We start from the raw sequence: 19088 nt of genomic DNA on the forward strand, positions 1-19088 counted from the left end.
TCAGGTGCAAAGACAGCTTGAGCAGCAATGGCAAACCCCCGTGTGAACACGGGGGTTGCGGATGACAACAGGGCAAAGTGGCTGATTAGGCTTTGGACACGTCGATTAGTTCGACGGAACCATCCTCACGAATTTCGGCAATCTGGCCACGGGGTTCTTCCATAAAGAACAGAGTGATAAAGCCAAGCACAGCGGTACCGGCAATCACGTAGAAGAAGGTGCTGTAATCCACCAGTGATAGCACGGTGAGGAAGGTCACCGCCCCGACGTTACCGTAGGCACCGGTCATACCGGCGATCTGACCAGTCATACGACGCTTGATCAGTGGCACCACGGCAAAGACTGCACCCTCACCAGACTGGACGAAGAACGAGCAGGCCATGGCGACAGTGACCGCCAGCCACAGCGGCCAGCTGCCATTTACCAGACCCATCATCCAGTAACCCACCGCTAAACCGGCAGTCAGAATCAACAGGGTGGACTTACGCCCGAATTTGTCGGAAATCCAGCCACCGGCGGGGCGAGACATCAGGTTCATAAAGGCATAGGCACCGGCTACCAGGCCCGCCAGCACAGGGTCGAGGCTAAAGGTTTCTGCGAAGAACAGCGGCAGCATGGACACTACCGCCAGCTCGGAACCAAAGTTAGTGAAGTAGAGGATGTTGAGTACGGCAACCTGCTTGAAGCGGTAGCGGTGAATTTCCGGCACCGGCTCTTTGAACACGTTTTTGTTGACCTGCCAGACTTTGTAGACCTCCAGCAGATAGAGGGCGATCAGGCCAAGGTAAATGGCATTGACCACGGACTCGTCCAGCATCTTCACCCCGGCGGGGGAAAGTTTCCAGGCCAGCAGGGCCAGGGCGGCATACATGGGAACCTTCATCAGCAGCAGCAGGTAGAAATCGCCAGTGGAGGTGACTTCCATCGCTCCCAGGTTTTTGGGGCGGAAGTAGGTAGAGCCTTTGGGGGTGTTAGCCGCAGTGGCATAAAAGATAAAGCCGTACACCAGGCTGATGGCACCTGTCAGGCCAATCGCCCAGCGCCAGCCATCTTCACCGCCAAAAATCAGTGCAATGGTGGGCAGGGTAAAGGCCGCGGCAGCGGAGCCAAAGTTACCCCAACCGCCATAGATGCCCTCGGCAGTGCCCAGCTCATGGTGGGGAAACCACTCTGATACCAGACGAATACCAATGACGAAACCGGCACCGATAAAGCCCAGTAAGAAGCGCGCAATAGCGGCCTGGGTAAAGTTATCGGCCAGGGCAAACATAAAGCAGGGAATGGAGCAGATGATCAGCAGGGCAGAGTAAATCAGGCGGGGGCCATATTTATCCGTCAGCATGCCGATGATGACTCGGGCGGGGATGGTCAGGGCCACGTTCAGGATCAGCAGGGTTTTCACTTCGGCAGTGGTTAAGCCCAAGCTCTCCTTCATCGCCTGTAGCATCGGCGCAAAGTTAAACCAGACGAAGAAGGTGATAAAAAATGCGATCCAGCTCAAATGCAGGATCTTCATTTTGCCGCTGAATGACAGCAGCTTGAAATCATTGGTGCCCATGATGATCTCCATCGTTATGAATGGGATGGCACCATTGTCGACCCCTGCTCAGGACAGAGGTTGATCAAGGTCAAAGGTAGCGGGTCAGTACATCCAATGCCCCGCTACTACTCCCTAAGGAGTAGTCAGGAGTACCTCTAATCTTGTTGGGGAAGGGCGAGGCAACGCTGTTGTTGCCACTGTTGCAGTTGTCGTTGCTTGTCCTGCATGAATTCAGGTGCCTGGGTAAGACGGCTAAGTTCATCACGCAGCACCTGCACCAGCTCAGCCGGAGTGGAGAGACTGGCAAGCAGCCACAGCGGTTGGGATAAGGCAGGAATGGGGCCAATGCGTTCCAGGGTGTCGGCAGCAATGCCTAACTCACAAAGCCGGCTCGGCAGGGACAGTTCTGGAAAAATCAGGACATCGATATGGCCCGCCAGCAGCCGTTCAATATTACGGCTGTTGCGATCGACGTTATCAATGGTGGAGTAGTGCGGCTGGCTGCCAAAGCCAAGGCTAAGCAGGTGTTCCTCAATATTGCTCTGGCTTTGGCTACCAATGCGCAGGCCCTTGTCCAGGAGTTGTGCAAGCTCACTGGCTTGAATATCCGTACGGCTGGCCAGGCGATAGGCCGCCACCTGATTGGTTAGCAGGGGGCCAATCCAGTGGAAGTCATCTTCCCGCTCTGGAGTGCGAGCAATCGAAAAAGCCAGCACATGGGCATGGCTTTGGGCCAGATAGAGGGCGCGCTTTAATGGCACGATAGCGATGGGGTGGGAGGTAAAGGGATAACGCTGTTGGGCACGCTGGACTAAGGTCTGGATCGGCTCAATCAGGCAGCCTTCCAGCTGGCCTTGGGAGTCTGCAAAGTGCAGCGGTGGAAATTCTTGGGTGTAAATCTCCAGTGCTAGGTTATGGGGATTGGCCCAGCTCAGCAGGGGCAGCAGTAGACCCAGCACGGCAGTATAAAGGGTCAAAATGGGGGGCAAGGCTAACCCAGGGTAACAACGCAGCGACATAGCATGATCAAAACGAGTCAGGCGGAATCCAATGCCTATACAGGCCAGAGCGCGCACTTTACCCCAGTGAGCGAGTAGGGCAAGCAAAAAAGCGGCTTGGTTACAAAACGCCTGGGTGACAACTGCGCCGCCAGTAGGGGGCAACAGCCAGCCGGAGCTGGCCGTTGCTCACTTCAAGCATTAGGGGGAGTGGCGAACCACCTTGTCCCCTGGTTCATAGTCGGCCACTTTCAGGCTGCCGAGCTTCTCCAGATAGCTTTTGAATACCGCCGCATCCACCAGGCCGGTATTGACGTAGTTGGGGTGATTATCCAGCTGTGGATACTTGTCCCCGCCGGAGGCAACAAAAGAGTTGAGGGCCAAGCGATAGGTGCCGTCATCCTTCACGGTTTTTTCGCCCCGGCCACTGACCACTAAATTGTCGATTTGGCCATCTTTGAGGCTAAAGCGGGCACCACCAAACTGGGCGAAGGCGCCAGAGTCCACCGGCATGCCGGCCACCACGGCGAGATACTCCTTCAGCTCTTTGCCGCTTAACTCGACGTAGCTGACGATATTGCCAAAGGGCTGCACCTTGAGCAGGTCTTTATAGGTGATTTGTCCGGCTTCGATGCTGTCACGTACCCCACCGGAGTTCACCACCGCCATGTCGGCCTGGGCGGCGTGCATCTGGGCCACCGCAATGAGTTCACCCAGGTTAGTGGGCTGGAAGCGTACCACCTTGCGATCCCCCTCCAGGCGACCATCGGACTGGGTGACGACGACGCTCAGTTCTTCCTGGCCCTTGTCCTGATAGGGCTGCAGGAAGGCTTGCAGCTCGGCATCCTTGGGGATTTCCTCATTGATCAGCACCCGCTTTTTCTCGCCGTTTTCTTCGACTTTCTTCGTCAGGTTGACCGGGATCAGCTGGTAGCTCTGCAGACTGAGTTCGCCGTTTTTAAAGGTAAAGTCGGCGCGGCCCACATATTTGCCCCATTCGTGCGCCTGCATAATCAGGGTGCCGTTCTGGCTGTCAGGCATACAGGCATCACCGGGTTGGAAGGCTGCATTGACCTGATTCTCGGCGCTCATACAGACCGGGTCCTGGGAATGGCCGCCAATGATCATATCCAGCCCCTTGACCTGACGGGCCAGGCTGACATCCCCCGGGGCGTTGATGCCGTGCTTGGCATCCTCATAATGGCCCATATGGGTGGCGGCGATCAGCACATCCACCTGGGAGCGCAGCTCCGGCACCAGCTGGCTGGCTTCGTTAATGGGGTTGCGGAATTCGATATTGGCCAGAAACTCCGGATTGCCGATTTTGGCGGTGTCTTCGGTGGTGAGGCCAAGGACGCCGATCTTCAGGCCCTGGCGCTCAAAAATATGGTAGGGATCGAACAGACGCTGGCCACTGTCTTTGGCATAGATGTTAGCGGACAGGAAGGGGAATCCAGCCCAGTCTTTTTGCTTGAACAGCACCTCCAGGGCGTTATCAAACTCGTGGTTACCCAGGGCCATGGCGTCATAGCCGATCTTGTTCATGCCTTTAAAGTCGGGTTCGGCATCCTGTAAGTCTGACTCCGGCACCCCGGTGTTGATATCACCACCGGACAGCAGCAGCACGGAGCCACCCTGGCCTTCCACCTCCTGACGGATACGGTCGATCAGGGTCTTGCGTGCGGCCATACCGTATTCGCCATGTTCGTTATGCCAGAAGCGGCCATGGTGATCATTGGTGTGGAGGATGGTCAGTTGGTAGCTTTTGTCCTGCTCATAAGCCAGTAGCTGGCTGGGGCTGCTGGCCACCAGTGCCAGGCCAATGGCCAGGCTGAGACGGCTGAGTGTTACATCCTTTCTATCCATGCTGCGCTCCTTATGGCTGGGGGGAAGAAGGCTCAGAACGGGCTTGAGCCTTGGCCAGCAAAGCCTGCTTTTCAGCTTCACTGATCCATGCCAGAGTCAGGCCATTGCGCTGAGCCTGGCGGATTTGCTCGGGGGAGAGGCCGGCGGCGGGGGCGGCCTGCTGATATTCATGCTGGATATCGATGCCTTCAACCGCTGGGTCATCGGTATTGATACAGGCCAGAATGCCGTGTGCTAAAAAAGTCTTGAGGGGGTGCTGGGCTAGGCTGGCGACGGTGCTGGTTTGCACGTTGGAGGTCAGGCAGGACTCGATGCCAATTCCCCGCTCCGCCAGAAAACTCATCAATGCCGGATCCTGGATGGCATTAACGCCGTGACCGATGCGGCTGGCGCCCAGCTCGTTAATCGCTTGCCAGATACTCTCTGGGCCAGCGGCTTCGCCGGCATGGACACTGATTTGCAGGCCATGCTCGCGGATCTGGCGAAAATGCTCACGGAACAGCTCACCGGGAAAACCCAGTTCATCACCGGCTAAGTCCATGCCGACTAACTGATCGGCAAAGTGCAGGCAGGCATCCAGCTCACGTTGGCAGGCCTGTTGGCCAAAGGTGCGGCTCATAATGCCAATCAGTTGAATCTGCACCGGAAAGTCACGGCAGCCGGCACGCACGCCATCAATCACCGCTTCCACCACCGCGGTGGGATCAAGCTGGTGGGTCTGGGCCATGTAGCTGGGGCTAAAGCGCAGCTCGGCGTAATCCAGCCCGGCGCGGTAGGCATCCTCGACATTTTCATAGGCGACCCGGCGGCAGGCTTGATAGTCCCCCAGTACTTTTACCCCCCAATCGAGCTTGCTGAGAAAGCTGACCAGATCCGGACAGGTGTCGATCACCTGTACATGAGGGCGCAGGCCCTCCAGATCACTGGCAGGTAAGGGCAGACGAAATTGCTGGCCCAGCTCCAGAATGGTTTGTGGGCGGATATTGCCGTCCAAATGACGGTGCAGGTCAGTCAGGGGTAAACGTGGGTCGATCATGAAGGCGCAACAAAACTTATCCAATTGGGTGGGGCAAGAATAGTTGCTAATTACGACCTTTGTCTAACGGCATCAGTGCCCGCTGTTGAGCCAAAACACCAGCAGCACAAATACCAGCGAGATTAACCACACGGCGGAGAGTACCTGCCACAGCAGCACTGGCTGGCTGGATTTTTGCTCTTCTTCGCGCTCGTTGACGAAGGCCGGGTTGGGGTAGGTCAGGTCTTCGAGGAAGGCATCCAGACTGGGATAACGTTGTTCCGGGTCGGGGGCCAGGGCCTTTTCCAGGGTGCGGTCAAACCACACCGGCAGGATGGGATTAAAGCGATAGCAGGGCACATAACGCAGGCGCAGCAGCTGTTGCGGACTGTCGCAGTGTTCTAGGTGGTTGCCATAGGGCAGGCGACCGGTGAACAGCTCGTAGGTGATGCTGGCGAGGGAGAACAGGTCGCTCTTGATGCCGGAGTGCTGTCCCAGACGCAGTACCGGGTCGGTGTAATGGACAGTACCGAGGATTTTGTCCCGCTCCAGCGGCACAAAGATTTCATCGATACCGGCGACATAGACCGAGCCAAAGTCGACGATCTTAACCTGCTGCTCTGGCCCCACCATGATGTTGCCCGGTTTTAAATCCTGGTGCAGGGTCTCGCGTTGGTGGAAGGCCTTCAGCCCCTCGGCAATCTGACGCACCAGATGAATGGCTTCACTGGGGCGCGGATTGGGGTGCTCTGTCATCCAGCGCTCAAGGGACACGCCGGGCACCTGCTCCATCAGGTAATAGAGGAAACTCTTGGGGCGATTGCTATTGACCACCTTGACCACATGGGGGCTCTGGATACGGCTGCCGACCCATTCCTCCATGATGAAGCGCTCGATATAGGCCGGATCATCATCGAAGTTGGGGGAGGGAGTTTTCATCACCAGCAGCTGGCCGTTGTGTTCATCCTCGACCCGGTAAAGCTGGCTGCGATTACTGGCATACAGCTGCTCCAACACCCGATAGCCATCGAGCTTGAGGCCCGGCTGTAAGGCCGGGGGAAAGGGCAGGCGGGTCAGCTTCTGGGTGAGGTCATCCAGGCTTTCGCTGCCGAGGTGATCGACCTTCACCAGCTGGCAACTGAGGTTATCGCCGGAGCCATTGGCCAGGGCTTGTTCGGTCAGGCTCTGGCAGGCCTGATCGAGGCTGGCGCTGTGCAGGCAGGTATCCACCAGCTGGTGGCCTTCAATAAAGTCATGGATGCCATCGGTGCTGAGCAGGAACAGGTCCCCCTCCTCCATCGGCACGGCGCGGTAGTCGATATCGAGATGGGTATCCATCCCCATGGCCCGGCTCAGGCAGGAGTTGGAGGCGGACAGCGGCACCAGATGGTCCTGGGTGAGCAGTTCCAGCTTGCCCCGCCGAATCAGGTACACCCGGCTATCGCCAATATGGAAGATGTGGGCGGTGCGTGACTTCAGCACCAGCACGCTGAGGGTGCAGATATGGCCCCGGTGTTCGCTGTAACTGTGGCTGCGACCATAGAGGGTGCGGTTAATGGCGGTCAGAACTTTTTGCGCGGATTTTTTGACCGTCCAGATATCCGGCGTATCGAAGTAATCATTAATAAACTCACGCACCGCATATTCCGCCGCCTCGGCCCCCGCTTCTGCGGTGCTGACGCCATCGGCAATCAGGGCGCAGGCGCCCTTGGTGATCAGCAGGTTGCCCACCGGCATAAAGAAGCTCAGGCAGTCCTCATTGCGGGCTTTTAACCCGGTCAGGCTGATTTGTGCCGTGGTGAGCTTGAGATCGGCAGGCAGGTGCATGGGGCATCCTTGAAAGTGCTAAGGGGGCGAGTTCACTCTAGGGCTTGGGGGCGTGTCTGCTGTTGATATGTATCAACCCCTGGCGGCACAAGGCAGGGGACAGGGGGAGACGTGGGGCTGGTTTTACTCCTTTGTGGGTAGCTCTGGATTTCCTCTAATCATTTGATTTCTATTAATTTTTTCTGGTTATGGCAAGGCTGGGGTGGGTTTGGAACCCACCCTGATCCTTTGGGGGTAGCGGCGTATGTGATGCGCTTAGCCCTGATCACGCAACCGCTTGGCTTTAAAACTTTCGACAAAGCGGCTGAGGGTACTGGAGAGCTGCCCTGGCTGCAGCACGACCTCCACCAGTTGGAAGCCGCTTTTATCTTGCCAGGCGGACTCCAGCGCTGCGTCCAGTTCGGCCCGGTTATGTACCCGCTGGCCACGCCCACCCAAGGCATTGGCGAGGCTGTGGTAATCCCATTCACCCAGCTGACTAAAGCGTGACTCGGGCTGGAACACCCGCAGCATCTCCCAGCTGGCATTGTTAAACACCACCACAATCGGATTCCAGCCATAGCGACGGCAGTTACCCAGCTCCCAGCCGGTCATCTGGAAGGCGCCATCCCCCACCAGAATCAACGGCCGTTGGCCACTGGCGGCCTGAATGCCCAGCCCCGCCGGTACGCCATAACCCATGGTGGCGTAATAGCCGGGGGCTACCAGTTCGGTGTAGTCCATATCCAGCGCGGTAAACAGGCAATCGCCCATATCGGAGGCAATCGGCATCTTGCCGTGGCGCTGCATCAGGGCGCTAATGGCTTGGGCGATATCCGCTGGGGATAACGCACTCTGTGGTGGGCGCATGGCAGGGAGGGGCGCGGGCGCAGGGATGGCCTGCCAAGCGCTCGGGGGTAAGCGCGCCAATAGCGCATCAAGCAAGGCGGCCAGGGGGATATTGGCATACTCATGATAGCCCAGGCGCACACAGCGATCCGCGGCGTGAATGGCGTGGCAGTCCTGAATTTTCTCCACCGAGATGGCGAAGTTGGTGTCCGACAGAATCACCCCCAGCATAAAGAGACCGTCGGATTGCTCCACCTGGAGCCGCACCCGTTCCTCACAGGCGGCACCCAGATAGGTGCCCAGCACCTGCACCGGAGTAGAGGCCAGCAAGCCGCGCCCCATAAAGGTGGTGACCACCGGCATCTGCAAACGGCTGGCCAGCTCGGCCACCTTGGCCTCCAGACCGAAGCGGCGAATCTCCACCCCGACCAGCAGGGTAGGGCGGATAGCCTGATCGAGCTTGCGCAAAATGGCCTCGGCACAGGCCTCCACTGCTTCCTGCCGATAGGGACTTGCGGCTAATACTGGAATGTTATCCAGGCTATTGGGCACCGGCTTGAACACCTGATCACGGGGGATCTCAATCAACACCGGACGCGACTCCTCCAGACAGGTGCGCAGCACCCGGGCTAATTCCGCGGCAGCGGTGGCAGGATCATGCAGGCGCGCCTGGGCGCAGGTGATCTCCTCATAAATGCGAAACTGGGAATCCAGGGTCTTAACCTGATGATGCAGCAACATGCCGTTGGCGCTTTCCGCCTCCCCCGGGGCACCAGCCAGCACCACCAAGGGCACCTTTTCGGCATAGGCACCCGCCACCGGATTCACCATATTCAGCGCCCCGGCACCGTATGTAACCGCCGCCACCCCCAGGCCGCCCTGAAAACGGCCACAGGCATCGGCGGCAAAACCAATGCCCGGCTCGTGGCTGAGGGTATAGAGGGGCAGTAGCTCGCTTTCTTCCAGCACCTTGAAAAAGGGCAGGGCAAAGTCACCGGGAATCCCGAAAATCGCCTGGGCACCGTGGGCCTTCAGGCTGTGCAAAATCAGCTCGGCTAGGTTCATTGTTATTCTCCGCACGCGGTAGGAGCAGGCTCCAATCAAACAGGGGGAAGCGCAGATGCCTTCCAGTTGCCGCGAGTGTTACCGCTTTTGCCGGCTTTGCCTTTGACCTAGCTCAGGTTGCTGCAAGCCTTCGCCAAAGGGAGTATAAGGGCTGGCTAACCCCGTTTGAGCCAAGGAGCCTTGGATGCCTAGCCTGGATAGACTCAGCCTGGAACAGCTGGAACAACACTGTGAACGCTGGATGAGTAGCCGCATCGGCAGCGACCCTGCCCATGATTTGGCCCATATCCGCCGGGTGGTGCGTAGCGCCAAACAACTGGCACGGGCGGAAGGGGCGGAGCTGTCCATCGTGGTGGTAGCCGCCTGGTTGCATGATGCGGTATGCCTGAGCAAGGATCACCCCGAGCGCCGTCAGGCCTCGCGCCTGAGTGCTGCCTGGGCACAGGAGCAACTGCAACAGCTGGCGGACTTTGAGGCAGACTGGCTGGCCGGGGTAGCCCACGCTATTGAAGCCCATAGCTTTTCGGCGGGCATCCCGCCCCGCAGCCTGGAAGCCAAAATTGTGCAGGATGCCGATCGCTTGGATGCCCTGGGGGCGATTGGGATTGCCCGCTGCATGCTGGTGAGCGGTGCCTTGCAGCGATCGCTCTATGCCGAGCAAGACCCGTTCTGCCAACAGCGTCCGCCGGACGACCAGCGTTATGGCCTTGACCACTTCTACACCAAGTTACTGCGCCTGCCGGAGCAGATGCAGACCCGCGCAGCCAAACACGAGGCCGAGCGGCGCGTAACCTTTATGCAGACCTATTTGCGTGAATTAGCGGGGGAGTTGTTGTAGTTGGGGGGGAATGGTGTTTAGAGAGCTACTTCAGGTTGTATAGTGTTGAGGGGGGCACTTCGGAGTTGAATTCGCGTTGCGGCTATCAATGAGCTAAAATCTCCCAATTTATTGCTGGGACGGGCTAAAATCCACCTCTTGGCTTAATCGTTAGCCTTTCTTTCTAAAATTACGTCGGAGTAGAAATAAGGGATTATGAAGAAAATTCAAATAAAACTTTCATGCAAAGGTAGAGATGACGACCTTCATCGACTTGATATGTACGATGTACCTTTATTATTACATGGTTTTTGGTCAATGCACCACGCTCAAGGGGGGGAAGGTAAGGCTGAGTTTCGCGCTAAAAGAGTGGTATCTGCCAAAGGAATATTGAAGCGATACCTCATGGAGAAAATTTTGATAAAAAATGCTAACAAACAAGATTAGGCGAATGCTTAATGTGTCGCTGTTTTGAGTGTTATATTGTTATTCAATAATCGTATAAGTGTTCAATATGGATATCATAACAACATTAGGTAGTTTGGCAGCAGTTTTAGCTGCTGTTTATGCTTACAAAAGTCATAAATTGCAAACTTGTGAGTTTGAGTGGAATAAATATGATCGATATTTTAAATCAAATCCAACTTTCAATGTTGTGGGTGGAGTAGATAAGTTTGAAGGTGATACTATTTTTTACCGATGTAAGCTAACTAACATCTCTGAGTATCAGGCGAATATCAATAGTCTTTCTTTTTTATTTTACTTTTATAACCCTAGCGATCCACTTGCTTGCTGTGCTGTACCTTATAATCCAAACATTTCAAACGTAATTATCGATAGGACAGATAATCCGCTTGAGTTTGTTTTTCCTATCGATCTTAAGTGTATATTTACACCTAGTCGGGTTAATTTGATACTCCGTGCAAGCTACATAGATAGGTATGGTAAAGAAAGAATAATTCAGCATAAATTCGATAGCTTTTCTATTAGGGGATATCTAGAGAGAATTAGGAGTTAACTGTTAGGTCCCGTACGATTAGAAACCCGTTTAACAAATAAATCGGGCTGCTTTTTTTGCCACTCCTTCAGTGCATGAATAGGTGCAGTATGGTTTAACGCTTTCTGGGGAATTTGATGGTTGTAGAGCCAGAGATAACGTTCCAGCGTTTGCTCAAGATCCAAGGCAGAGTTAAAGCGATTAGTCGCTAAGACATCAGCAATACGTCCATTGAAACGCTCTACCATACCATTGGTTTGCGGATGACGTGGCTTCGTCAGTCGGTGCTCAATGCCCAGGGCCGTGCACAACCGATCAAACTCATGCTCGCCAGAGGGGGTTTTTTGCTTATTGAACAGTCGATCGGTGAATTCACTGCCGTTGTCAGTCAATAAAGTATGAATCCTGAACGGCGCAGCTTTGGCCAGTGCATTAAGAAAACGCTTGGCATTGGTTGCCGTTTTGCGCGGCAAAATCTGCGCAAACACCCATCGTGAGGCACGATCAATGGCGACAAACAAATAGCGGCGATGACTTTCATCCGGCATCTGTGGCAGATACTTCACATCCATGTGAATAAACCCAGATTGGTAGGACTGGAAGCGTTTAGAGGGAGTGGCCTGGGTCTCTGCCTGAGGTTGCAGATCAGCCAACCTGGCGACACCATGACGACGCAGGCAGCGGTCCAGCCCTGCCCGTGACACTTTCTCGTTGATGAACTCTCGGGTAACGGCCAAGAGATCATCCAATGGCAGCCTCAGCGTGGTGCGCAGCTCAATGACCAAAGCCTCTTGAGCCTTGGTGAGGGTGGTCTGCAGATTATGCGCGGTGTGTGAACGGTCTTCAGTCGACTCACGACGTTGCCACTTACGAATGGTGCCAATGCCGAGTCCAAGCTCCTCGGCTAATTCGCGTTGAGTCTTGTTGGAGTGGCGAATGTAGGCGCGCACAGCGGGAGTGGTACGAGCATTTTTGTGGAGCCGAATATTCAAGATCGAGCCTCGCGAGTGGAAGTGAATAGGCTAGCGAAAACCGCTCTTGCCTGGAAGAGCGGAAAGCTTCGGCGAACTATCCAATCATCAGGGACCCAACAGTTAACAAGCTATTGAAGCAGGGTTGTTAAATTTTGGCTCGGTTTCGCTTCGTTATACTTTTTTGTCAACATTGTCAGCATATTAATAGGGCGTTATGCGTAGTCAGAGGTGGAATGTCAAAAATTACACTGAAGGGCTTCCTTAGCCCCGGAAAAAGCTCTTTCTGCAGCTAAAGCAGGGCTAATTTACTACAAAGGCCTTACATATAAAAAGCTAGGATGCTTATTTTTAAAAGTTGCTCAAGATTTAAGAATTTTAATCAGTTTGATACGTGCTAGGAATTTTTCGATAAATAAGTATTAGAATGCTGTCAGTAAAAGGTAAATGTCAAAGTATCGGAAAATTTCGAGAGATATTATGAAATGAGTGGGTAAATGTGTAGCAGCTGTAGATGAGCGAAAAATGAAGAGGCTTTTAGAGAGAAGCATTGATTGATAGTCGAAAAAATATCAGTGATCCTTCCTGGGTTAAAAATTACCTTGTTAAGGTTGCGCAGCTGATATCTAAGTTTTCGGGAAAATATATTACAAGAACATCGTCTATCGAGCTTCTGGAAGGTTGTGATAGGCCTCAGTATTCTCTTGTGGCTGAATTTCCCACCAAGGAAAAGGCCATGGAGTTTTATCATTCAGAAGAGTACGCACCTTATAAAAAAGCACGTCAGGAAGGTTCAATTAGTAAGTTTTTATTAGTACCCATTGAAAATGCATCTGCATAGCCATTCCATCTAGGGCTGATGGAATGTATAGATTTAGTGATCGCCGGATGCAGTTCTAGAACGGGGTCAGGTGATTGCTGGACTTGTACAGATAGTTAGATGTTTTTATATATCGTTCACTCATCCTGCTGCATTCGTGAAAGTGCAATATCATAAACTTCATTGCGATTTCTTTTCCCTACGGCAATAACCGTTACCACAACGACATTATCATTAACGGAGTAAACAAGACGATAGCCAAGTTGGCGGAGTTTTATTTTATATAAATTGGAGGCGCCGGATATGGCAGAGGAGGGAACGTGAGGGTTTTTCAAGCGCTCTTCCAATTTCTTTTTAAGCTGGTCACGAATGGTATGCCCTAACTTGTTCCATTCTTTTAACGCTGACTTTTTAAACGCTAAACTATAGGTCATCAAGGCTTACCTTAATGTTTTCTTCGTCCATTCTCTCTTTTACTATTTTTAATAGTTCAGCATCCTCTATTAGCTCCATGAGAGCCTCATATGTTTGAGCAGGGACACAATAAAATGCAGGTTCGTTTCTGTTAAGCACAGCGATGGGCATGCCATTACCGCTGGCAACTACCTTCATCGGATTGGTTTTTAATTCGGATATGCTGGCTGCAATATCTGTCAGTATTTGGTAAGTCATCATGTTTCCCCTAAGAGACCTGTTAATAGGTCTGATTGTAGGTCTTTGTGCTGTGATGGTAAATAAGCATCTGAGTCAGTCGGCTTCTGGCGGGGTGACTCAAGGGTTGCACGCCCTATCCACATCACCCCCTCTTTCTCCCCCAAAAAACAAAACGGCCAAGCGTGTTGCCTGGCCGTTTGTAGGGTGCAGCTAGTGATGAGTCAGCTTATTTTAATTTGCTGATATCCACCGCTTGCCAATGGGGGAAGTGCTTGCGCACCAGGGCATTGAATTCCAGCTCAAACTCTGAGAAGCGGCTGCCGTCGGCGGCTGGGCCAGCCTGTGCTTGCAGGGTGTTGGCAACCATGCCCGCGCCTACGGTGACGTTGGAGAGGCGGTCAATCAGGATAAAGCTGCCAGTGCCGTGGATTTTGCGGTATGGGTCCAGGGCAATGGGTTCGTCGGTGATGAAACGGCACAGGGCAATTTCATTCAGTTCCAGCTGTTCGGCTTCAGAGCGTTCCAGGGTGTTGACGTCGGTCTTGTAGAGGATGGCGTCCAGACGGGCCGGGACCAGTTTGCTGGCGGCTTTGATCCAGTAGCGCTTGTTCTTCTGCAGGGGTTCTTCGTTCATCCACACCAGGTTGGCTTCAAAGCAGTCGGTGACGCTGGGCTGGTTGTCACTTTTGACGATGACGTCGCCACGGCTGATGTCGATTTCATCTTCCAGCACCAGGGTAACGGCCAGCGGTGGGTAGGCTTCTTCCAGTTCGCCATCGAAGGTGACAATGGATTTGACCTTGCTCTTTTTGCCGGAGGGCAGGGCGGTGATTTCGTCGCCTTTGCGGATGATGCCGGAGGCAATGGTGCCGCAGAAACCACGGAAGTCGAGGTTGGGACGGTTAACGTATTGCACCGGGAAGCGGAAGTCGTTGAAGTTGATGTCTTTGGTGACTTCAACGGTTTCCAGGATGTTCATCAGCGGCAGGCCTTGGTACCAGGGCAGGCGCTCGGACAGGTTGACTACGTTGTCGCCGCGCAGGGCAGACAGGGGCACAAAGCGAATATCTTTGATATTCAGGGCTTTGGCGAATTCCAGGTAGTCGGCCTTGATTTGGTTGAAGACTTCTTCGCTGTAGTCGACCAGGTCCATTTTGTTGATGGCAACCACGGCGTGCTGGATGCCGAGCAGGTCGACGATAAAGCTATGGCGACGGGTTTGAGTCAACACGCCACGGCGCGCATCAATAAGGATGATGGCGAGGTTGGCGGTGGAGGCACCGGTGGCCATGTTGCGGGTGTACTGCTCGTGTCCGGGGGTGTCGGCAATAATAAATTTGCGCTTGTCGGTGGAGAAGTAGCGATAGGCCACGTCGATGGTGATGCCTTGCTCACGCTCGGATTGCAGGCCGTCTACCAGCAGGGCGAGGTCGAGCTCTTCACCGGCATTACCGACTCGCTCGTTGTCTTTGTGCAGGGCGCTCAGGTGGTCTTCAAAAATGAGCTTGGTATCGTACAGCAGGCGGCCAATCAGGGTGGATTTGCCGTCGTCGACGCTGCCGCAGGTGATAAAGCGCAGCAGGTCTTTTTGTTCGTGCTGTTTCAGGTAGGCCAGAATGTCCTGGCTGATCAATTCAGACTGGTGTGACATAAGGCCTCCTTAGAAATAACCTTCGCGCTTTTTCTGTTCCATTGAACCGGCCTGATCGTGGTCGATTACCCGGCCCTGACGTTCAGAGGTCTTGGTCAACAGCATTTCCTGAATAATTTCAGGCAGGGTGGCGGCTTTGGATTCCACCGCGCCGGTGAGGGGGTAGCAGCCCAGGGTACGGAAGCGCACCCATTTCATTTGCGGGGTTTCCCCTTCGTTAAGCGGCATGCGCTCGTCATCCACCATGATTAGGGTGCCGTTGCGTTCTACCACGGGGCGCTCGGCAGCGTAGTACAGCGGCACAATGGGGATGCTTTCCAGGTAGATGTATTGCCAGATGTCGAGCTCGGTCCAGTTGGACAGGGGGAAGACGCGGATGGATTCACCCCGGTTCACTTTGCCGTTGTAGACGTTCCACAGTTCGGGACGCTGGTTTTTCGGGTCCCAACGGTGCTTTTTATCGCGGAAGGAGTAGACCCGCTCTTTGGCGCGAGACTTCTCCTCGTCACGGCGGGCACCACCAAAGGCGGCATCGAAGCCGTATTTGTCCAGGGCCTGCTTGAGGGATTCGGTCTTCATCACATCGGTATGGACTTTGGAGCCGTGGGTGAAGGGGCCGATGCCCTGCTTAACCCCTTCCTGGTTGATGTGGACGATCAGTTCCATCCCCAGCTGTTTGGCCATTTGATCACGAAAGCTGATCATTTCCCGGAATTTCCAGGTGGTGTCGACGTGCATCAGCGGGAAGGGCGGTTTACCGGGGTAAAACGCTTTTTGCGCCAGGTGCAGCATCACAGCTGAGTCTTTGCCGATGGAGTAGAGCATCACCGGGTTTTCAAACTCGGCGGCTACCTCGCGGATAATATGGATCGATTCCGCCTCAAGCTGTTTGAGGTGGGTGAGCTGATAGTCACTCAATTTCAGGTCGGACATGGTGCCCTCTGTCAGTTAGCCGCCGTCAGGTGGACAGGCCGGTTTCTGTTAACAATTGTTGGGTCCAGCGCGTGATGCGCTCATCGGTTTGATCCCGTTGCCAGTCCTCGTCAATGGCGAGGCCGACAAAGTGTTTGCCATCGGCAGTCAGGGCCTTGGAGGCCTCAAACTCGTAGCCTTCGACTGGCCAGTGCCCCACTACCTTGGCGCCGCGTGCAACGACTTTGTCGTGCAGCATGCCCATGGCATCAAGGAACCACTCGGGATAGCCGTACTGATCCCCCAGGCCATAGAAGGCAACGGTCTTGCCGCTGAGGTCGAGGTCGTCGACCTCTTCCCATACTTCCAGCCAGTTTTCCTGGATTTCACCGTAATCCCAGGTGGGGATACCAAAAATAATCAGGTCGTAGGCTTCAACCACCGCCACCGGAGTGTCGGAGACGTTGTAGGTGTCGATGTCGAGGCCAGACAGTTTGGCGACAATCTTGTTGCCCACCTCTTCGGTGTTACCGGTGGTGGAGCCATAAAATACCGCAATGGACATGCTCGTTCCTTAACTAGCTACCTGTTGAAAGAGATCAAAGCAGGCATCAGGTTCATCTCCCCTGGTAATCATCCGCTGTCGCAGGCGGAGCCCGGCCTGGGGATAGCCGGTGTGCCCATCATAATGAGGAGTTAATAAAACAAAAAAGAATAAATTTGCATGGTCTAGTTCCTATTGGTAATAACAACTTGAACAAGATTTCATCAGCAAAAGTGATATGCAAATTCAAAATTATTCTTTTGAGTTATAAAAACTATCCCCTAAGATGCTTAGCTATCTTAGTGGCACTGGGTCGCACAGTGTACCACGCGCTTTGATGAGTGTCGGGCCAACCCGACCCCAGAACACCAGGCTTGCTCCACGTAGAGCGGGCCGGATTTGAGCCCGAGAGTAACAGCTCTATGTACATTTATAACGAATATGATCAGCGGATAGTGAATGAGCGGGTAGCTCAGTTCCGCGATCAAACCCGCCGTTTCCTGGCCGGTGAGCTGCCGGACGATGAGTTCCGTGCCCTACGTTTGATGAATGGCCTCTATATCCAGCGCTTTGCCCCTATGTTGCGGGTCGCCATTCCTTACGGCTTGCTGGCAACCTATCAATTGCGCAAGTTGGCCCATATTGCCCGTACCTATGATAAGGGCTTTGGTCACTTCACCACCCGTACCAATATTCAGTTCAACTGGCCCAAGCTGGAAGAGGTGCCGGATATTCTTGCCGAGCTGGCGGAAGTGCAAATGCACGCCATCCAGACCAGCGGTAACTGTATCCGCAATACCACCACTGACCAGTATGCCGGGGTGATTGCCGGTGAGGTGGAAGATCCTCGCCCCTGGTGTGAGCTGATCCGCCAGTGGTCCACCCTGCATCCGGAATTTGCCTACCTGCCGCGTAAGTTCAAGATTGCGGTGACAGGCCATGCTAATGACCGTGCCGCCACCCAGGTACACGATATCGGCCTGCATCTGTGCCGTAATGCCGAGGGTGAAGTAGGCTTCCAGGTCTTGGTGGGTGGCGGTTTGGGCCGCACGCCGATGATTGGTCAGGTAATCTGCCCATGGCTGGAGAAGAAGCATCTGTTGTCTTACCTCGAAGCCATTCTGCGGGTGTATAACCTGCATGGCCGTCGTGACAACAAGTACAAGGCGCGAATCAAGATTCTGGTCGGCGCGATGGGGGTAGAAGCCTTCCGTGCGGCGGTTGAGAAAGAGTGGGCGCATCTGAAAGACAGCGAACTGACCCTGGACGAAGCAGAAGTGCAACGCCTGAAGGGTTACTTCAGCGAGCCTGCCTATCAAAGCGAAAGCGCCGCCTTTGCTGGCCTGGCCGAGCAGTTGGCGAATAACAGTGATTTCCGCGTGTGGTATGAGCGCAATACCCGTGAGCATCGGGTAGCGGGTTATCGCATCGTGGTGCTGTCATTGAAACCGCTGCTGGTTGCCCCTGGCGACTGTACCGCTGAGCAGATGGATGCCATTGCCGATCTGGCCGATGAGTACTCCTTTGCTGAAGTGCGGGTGACCCACGACCAGAACCTGGTGCTGGCGGATGTGGCCGAACGCGATCTGTTTGCCGTGTGGCAGCGTGCGCAGCAAATTAACGTGGCCCGTCCCAATGTGGGCAGCGTCACCGATATGATCTGCTGCCCCGGCTATGATTTCTGCTCCCTGGCCAATGCCCAGACCATTCCGGTGGCCGAGGCGATCAACCAGCGCTTGGAGCAGTTGGACTTCGTCCACGACCTGGGGGATATCAGCCTGAAAATGTCCGGCTGCATGAATGCCTGTGGTCACCACCATGTCGGCAATATCGGTATCCTCGGGGTCGATAAGAAAGGCGAACAGTGGTACCAGATCACCATCGGTGGCTCGGCGGCAGAAGATGCCAGCCTGGGTAAAGTCATCGGTAAGGCCGTACACCAGAGCGAGGTGCCGGACACCATCGCCACCCTGTTGCAGGTGTACGTGGATGTGCGGGAGAGCGAAGCAGAAAGCTTCCTCGAAACCGTGCGTCGGGTAGGTGTTGAACCCTTTAAGGAGCGTGTGTATGCCAGTCATCATTGATCAGCAGTTGATAGATCAGGATTCCTGGCAACTGCACCTGGAAGAGGGCCCTCTGCCCAGCGGTGATGTGATTATCCCGTTGAAACGCTTTTTAGCCGAGCAGGATAGCCTGGCTGCCCATGACGGTAAAGTAGCTCCCCTGGTGGAGCCTGATGATAACAGCGAAAGTCTGGCTCCTTATGTGGGGCAGCTGGAGTTGATTGGTATCCACTTTCCGGTGTTTACCGATGGCCGTGGCTTTAGCCATGCCCGCATCCTGCGGCGCTTAGGCTTTAGTGGCCAGCTGCGGGCACTGGGGGATATCGGTCGTGATCGCCTGCAATATATGAGTCACTGTGGCATCAATGCCTTTGTGATGGCGGAAGAACGCTTTAAGCCAGAATATCTGGCTGCTCTGAATGAAGTCAGTGTGACCTATCAGGCCACGGCCAATGAGCCGCGTCCCCTGTTTAAACGCTGGCAATAAAATAGAAGGCGGCCCGCACAGACGGAGCCGCTT

Annotated in this window: 18 protein-coding genes; 6 read left to right on the forward strand and 12 right to left on the reverse strand. The window is 54.5% G+C overall.

The features are described from left to right. Window positions 1-85: 85 nt before the first annotated feature. From Q334_RS0115935 to ipdC, 6 genes are all read right to left on the reverse strand, one after another. Complete coding sequence (locus Q334_RS0115935) at window positions 86-1558, reverse strand: NarK family nitrate/nitrite MFS transporter (protein WP_027314079.1); 1473 nt, start codon at window positions 1556-1558, stop codon at window positions 86-88. 137 nt (window positions 1559-1695) lie between these two features. Then, window positions 1696-2559 carry a substrate-binding periplasmic protein gene (locus Q334_RS20180; RefSeq protein ID WP_155889019.1) on the reverse strand — a complete coding sequence of 288 codons (864 nt, stop codon included), beginning with the start codon at window positions 2557-2559 and terminating at the stop codon, window positions 1696-1698. Window positions 2560-2739: 180 nt separating this feature from the next. Continuing rightward, entirely contained in the window at window positions 2740-4404 is a 1665-nt protein-coding gene (gene ushA, locus Q334_RS0115945; protein WP_027314080.1) for a bifunctional UDP-sugar hydrolase/5'-nucleotidase UshA, read from the reverse strand. Between the two features lie 10 nt (window positions 4405-4414). Further along, window positions 4415-5440 carry an adenosine deaminase gene (gene add / locus Q334_RS0115950; RefSeq protein WP_027314081.1) on the reverse strand — a complete coding sequence of 342 codons (1026 nt, stop codon included), beginning with the start codon at window positions 5438-5440 and terminating at the stop codon, window positions 4415-4417. A gap of 72 nt (window positions 5441-5512) precedes the next feature. Continuing rightward, entirely contained in the window at window positions 5513-7246 is a 1734-nt protein-coding gene (locus Q334_RS0115955; RefSeq protein WP_027314082.1) for a bifunctional protein-serine/threonine kinase/phosphatase, read from the reverse strand. A 255-nt stretch (window positions 7247-7501) separates the two neighbouring features. Then, the gene (gene ipdC / locus Q334_RS0115960) at window positions 7502-9139 is read right to left on the reverse strand and encodes an indolepyruvate/phenylpyruvate decarboxylase (protein WP_027314083.1); all 1638 of its coding nucleotides are present in this window, start codon (window positions 9137-9139) and stop codon (window positions 7502-7504) included. Window positions 9140-9323: 184 nt separating this feature from the next. On the opposite strand from ipdC, the gene Q334_RS0115965 reads away from it, so the two are divergent. From Q334_RS0115965 to Q334_RS20465, 3 genes are all read left to right on the forward strand, one after another. Further along, complete coding sequence (locus Q334_RS0115965; RefSeq protein WP_211249566.1) at window positions 9324-9977, forward strand: HD domain-containing protein; 654 nt, start codon at window positions 9324-9326, stop codon at window positions 9975-9977. A 195-nt stretch (window positions 9978-10172) separates the two neighbouring features. Next, window positions 10173-10403 carry a hypothetical protein gene (locus Q334_RS0115970; protein ID WP_027314085.1) on the forward strand — a complete coding sequence of 77 codons (231 nt, stop codon included), beginning with the start codon at window positions 10173-10175 and terminating at the stop codon, window positions 10401-10403. A gap of 67 nt (window positions 10404-10470) precedes the next feature. Next, window positions 10471-10974 carry a hypothetical protein gene (locus tag Q334_RS20465; protein WP_155889020.1) on the forward strand — a complete coding sequence of 168 codons (504 nt, stop codon included), beginning with the start codon at window positions 10471-10473 and terminating at the stop codon, window positions 10972-10974. Here Q334_RS20465 and Q334_RS0115975 read toward each other — a convergent pair. Next, window positions 10971-11945, reverse strand: a complete 975-nt coding sequence (locus tag Q334_RS0115975; RefSeq protein ID WP_027314086.1) for an IS481 family transposase — start codon at window positions 11943-11945, stop codon at window positions 10971-10973. The genes Q334_RS20465 and Q334_RS0115975 overlap by 4 nt on opposite strands. Window positions 11946-12474: 529 nt before the next feature. On the opposite strand from Q334_RS0115975, the gene Q334_RS20360 reads away from it, so the two are divergent. Then, window positions 12475-12765 (forward strand): DUF1330 domain-containing protein, encoded by a 291-nt coding sequence (locus Q334_RS20360; RefSeq protein ID WP_081414491.1) that lies wholly within the window; start codon window positions 12475-12477, stop codon window positions 12763-12765. A gap of 116 nt (window positions 12766-12881) precedes the next feature. Here the strand turns inward: Q334_RS20360 and Q334_RS0115985 are convergent, their stop codons facing one another. The 5 genes from Q334_RS0115985 to fldB all read right to left on the reverse strand — a co-directional run bounded on the left by Q334_RS0115985 (window position 12882) and on the right by fldB (window position 16526). Further along, window positions 12882-13178, reverse strand: a complete 297-nt coding sequence (locus tag Q334_RS0115985; RefSeq protein ID WP_027314087.1) for a type II toxin-antitoxin system RelE family toxin — start codon at window positions 13176-13178, stop codon at window positions 12882-12884. Continuing rightward, window positions 13168-13419, reverse strand: coding sequence for a type II toxin-antitoxin system Phd/YefM family antitoxin (locus tag Q334_RS0115990; RefSeq protein WP_446680488.1), 252 nt, complete (start codon window positions 13417-13419; stop codon window positions 13168-13170). Before Q334_RS0115990 ends, Q334_RS0115985 begins: the two co-directional genes overlap by 11 nt. A 205-nt stretch (window positions 13420-13624) precedes the next feature. Next, the gene (gene cysN / locus Q334_RS0115995) at window positions 13625-15049 is read right to left on the reverse strand and encodes a sulfate adenylyltransferase subunit CysN (RefSeq protein ID WP_027314089.1); all 1425 of its coding nucleotides are present in this window, start codon (window positions 15047-15049) and stop codon (window positions 13625-13627) included. Window positions 15050-15058: 9 nt separating this feature from the next. Further along, window positions 15059-15967, reverse strand: a complete 909-nt coding sequence (gene cysD / locus Q334_RS0116000; RefSeq protein ID WP_027314090.1) for a sulfate adenylyltransferase subunit CysD — start codon at window positions 15965-15967, stop codon at window positions 15059-15061. A 40-nt stretch (window positions 15968-16007) separates the two neighbouring features. Beyond that, complete coding sequence (gene fldB, locus Q334_RS0116005) at window positions 16008-16526, reverse strand: flavodoxin FldB (RefSeq protein WP_027314091.1); 519 nt, start codon at window positions 16524-16526, stop codon at window positions 16008-16010. A 401-nt stretch (window positions 16527-16927) separates the two neighbouring features. Here fldB and Q334_RS0116010 point away from each other — a divergent pair, with 401 nt between their 5' ends. Continuing rightward, on the forward strand, window positions 16928-18589 hold the full coding sequence (locus Q334_RS0116010; RefSeq protein ID WP_027314092.1) for a nitrite/sulfite reductase: 1662 nt from the start codon (window positions 16928-16930) through the stop codon (window positions 18587-18589). Continuing rightward, the gene (locus tag Q334_RS0116015) at window positions 18573-19055 is read left to right on the forward strand and encodes a DUF934 domain-containing protein (RefSeq protein WP_027314093.1); all 483 of its coding nucleotides are present in this window, start codon (window positions 18573-18575) and stop codon (window positions 19053-19055) included. The genes Q334_RS0116010 and Q334_RS0116015 overlap by 17 nt, the downstream gene beginning before the upstream one ends. Window positions 19056-19088 lie beyond the last annotated feature (33 nt).

The organism is Balneatrix alpica DSM 16621, assembly GCF_000619885.1.
GTDB lineage: Bacteria > Pseudomonadota > Gammaproteobacteria > Pseudomonadales > Balneatricaceae > Balneatrix > Balneatrix alpica.

Excerpts from the sequence above, each read along its gene's own strand:
- Q334_RS0115970 (WP_027314085.1), top strand. The coding sequence starts at position 10,173 with ATGAAGAAAATTCAAATAAAACTTTCATGCAAAGGTAGAGATGACGAC.
- ushA (WP_027314080.1), bottom strand. The coding sequence starts at position 4,404 with ATGGATAGAAAGGATGTAACACTCAGCCGTCTCAGCCTGGCCATTGGC.
- ipdC (WP_027314083.1), bottom strand. The coding sequence starts at position 9,139 with ATGAACCTAGCCGAGCTGATTTTGCACAGCCTGAAGGCCCACGGTGCC.
- Q334_RS20180 (WP_155889019.1), bottom strand. The coding sequence starts at position 2,559 with ATGTCGCTGCGTTGTTACCCTGGGTTAGCCTTGCCCCCCATTTTGACC.
- Q334_RS0115935 (WP_027314079.1), bottom strand. The coding sequence starts at position 1,558 with ATGGGCACCAATGATTTCAAGCTGCTGTCATTCAGCGGCAAAATGAAG.
- Q334_RS0116010 (WP_027314092.1), top strand. The coding sequence starts at position 16,928 with ATGTACATTTATAACGAATATGATCAGCGGATAGTGAATGAGCGGGTA.
- Q334_RS0115955 (WP_027314082.1), bottom strand. The coding sequence starts at position 7,246 with ATGCACCTGCCTGCCGATCTCAAGCTCACCACGGCACAAATCAGCCTG.
- Q334_RS20465 (WP_155889020.1), top strand. The coding sequence starts at position 10,471 with ATGGATATCATAACAACATTAGGTAGTTTGGCAGCAGTTTTAGCTGCT.
- Q334_RS0115965 (WP_211249566.1), top strand. The coding sequence starts at position 9,324 with ATGCCTAGCCTGGATAGACTCAGCCTGGAACAGCTGGAACAACACTGT.
- add (WP_027314081.1), bottom strand. The coding sequence starts at position 5,440 with ATGATCGACCCACGTTTACCCCTGACTGACCTGCACCGTCATTTGGAC.
- cysN (WP_027314089.1), bottom strand. The coding sequence starts at position 15,049 with ATGTCACACCAGTCTGAATTGATCAGCCAGGACATTCTGGCCTACCTG.
- Q334_RS0115990 (WP_446680488.1), bottom strand. The coding sequence starts at position 13,419 with ATGATGACTTACCAAATACTGACAGATATTGCAGCCAGCATATCCGAA.
- fldB (WP_027314091.1), bottom strand. The coding sequence starts at position 16,526 with ATGTCCATTGCGGTATTTTATGGCTCCACCACCGGTAACACCGAAGAG.
- Q334_RS0115985 (WP_027314087.1), bottom strand. The coding sequence starts at position 13,178 with ATGACCTATAGTTTAGCGTTTAAAAAGTCAGCGTTAAAAGAATGGAAC.
- Q334_RS0116015 (WP_027314093.1), top strand. The coding sequence starts at position 18,573 with ATGCCAGTCATCATTGATCAGCAGTTGATAGATCAGGATTCCTGGCAA.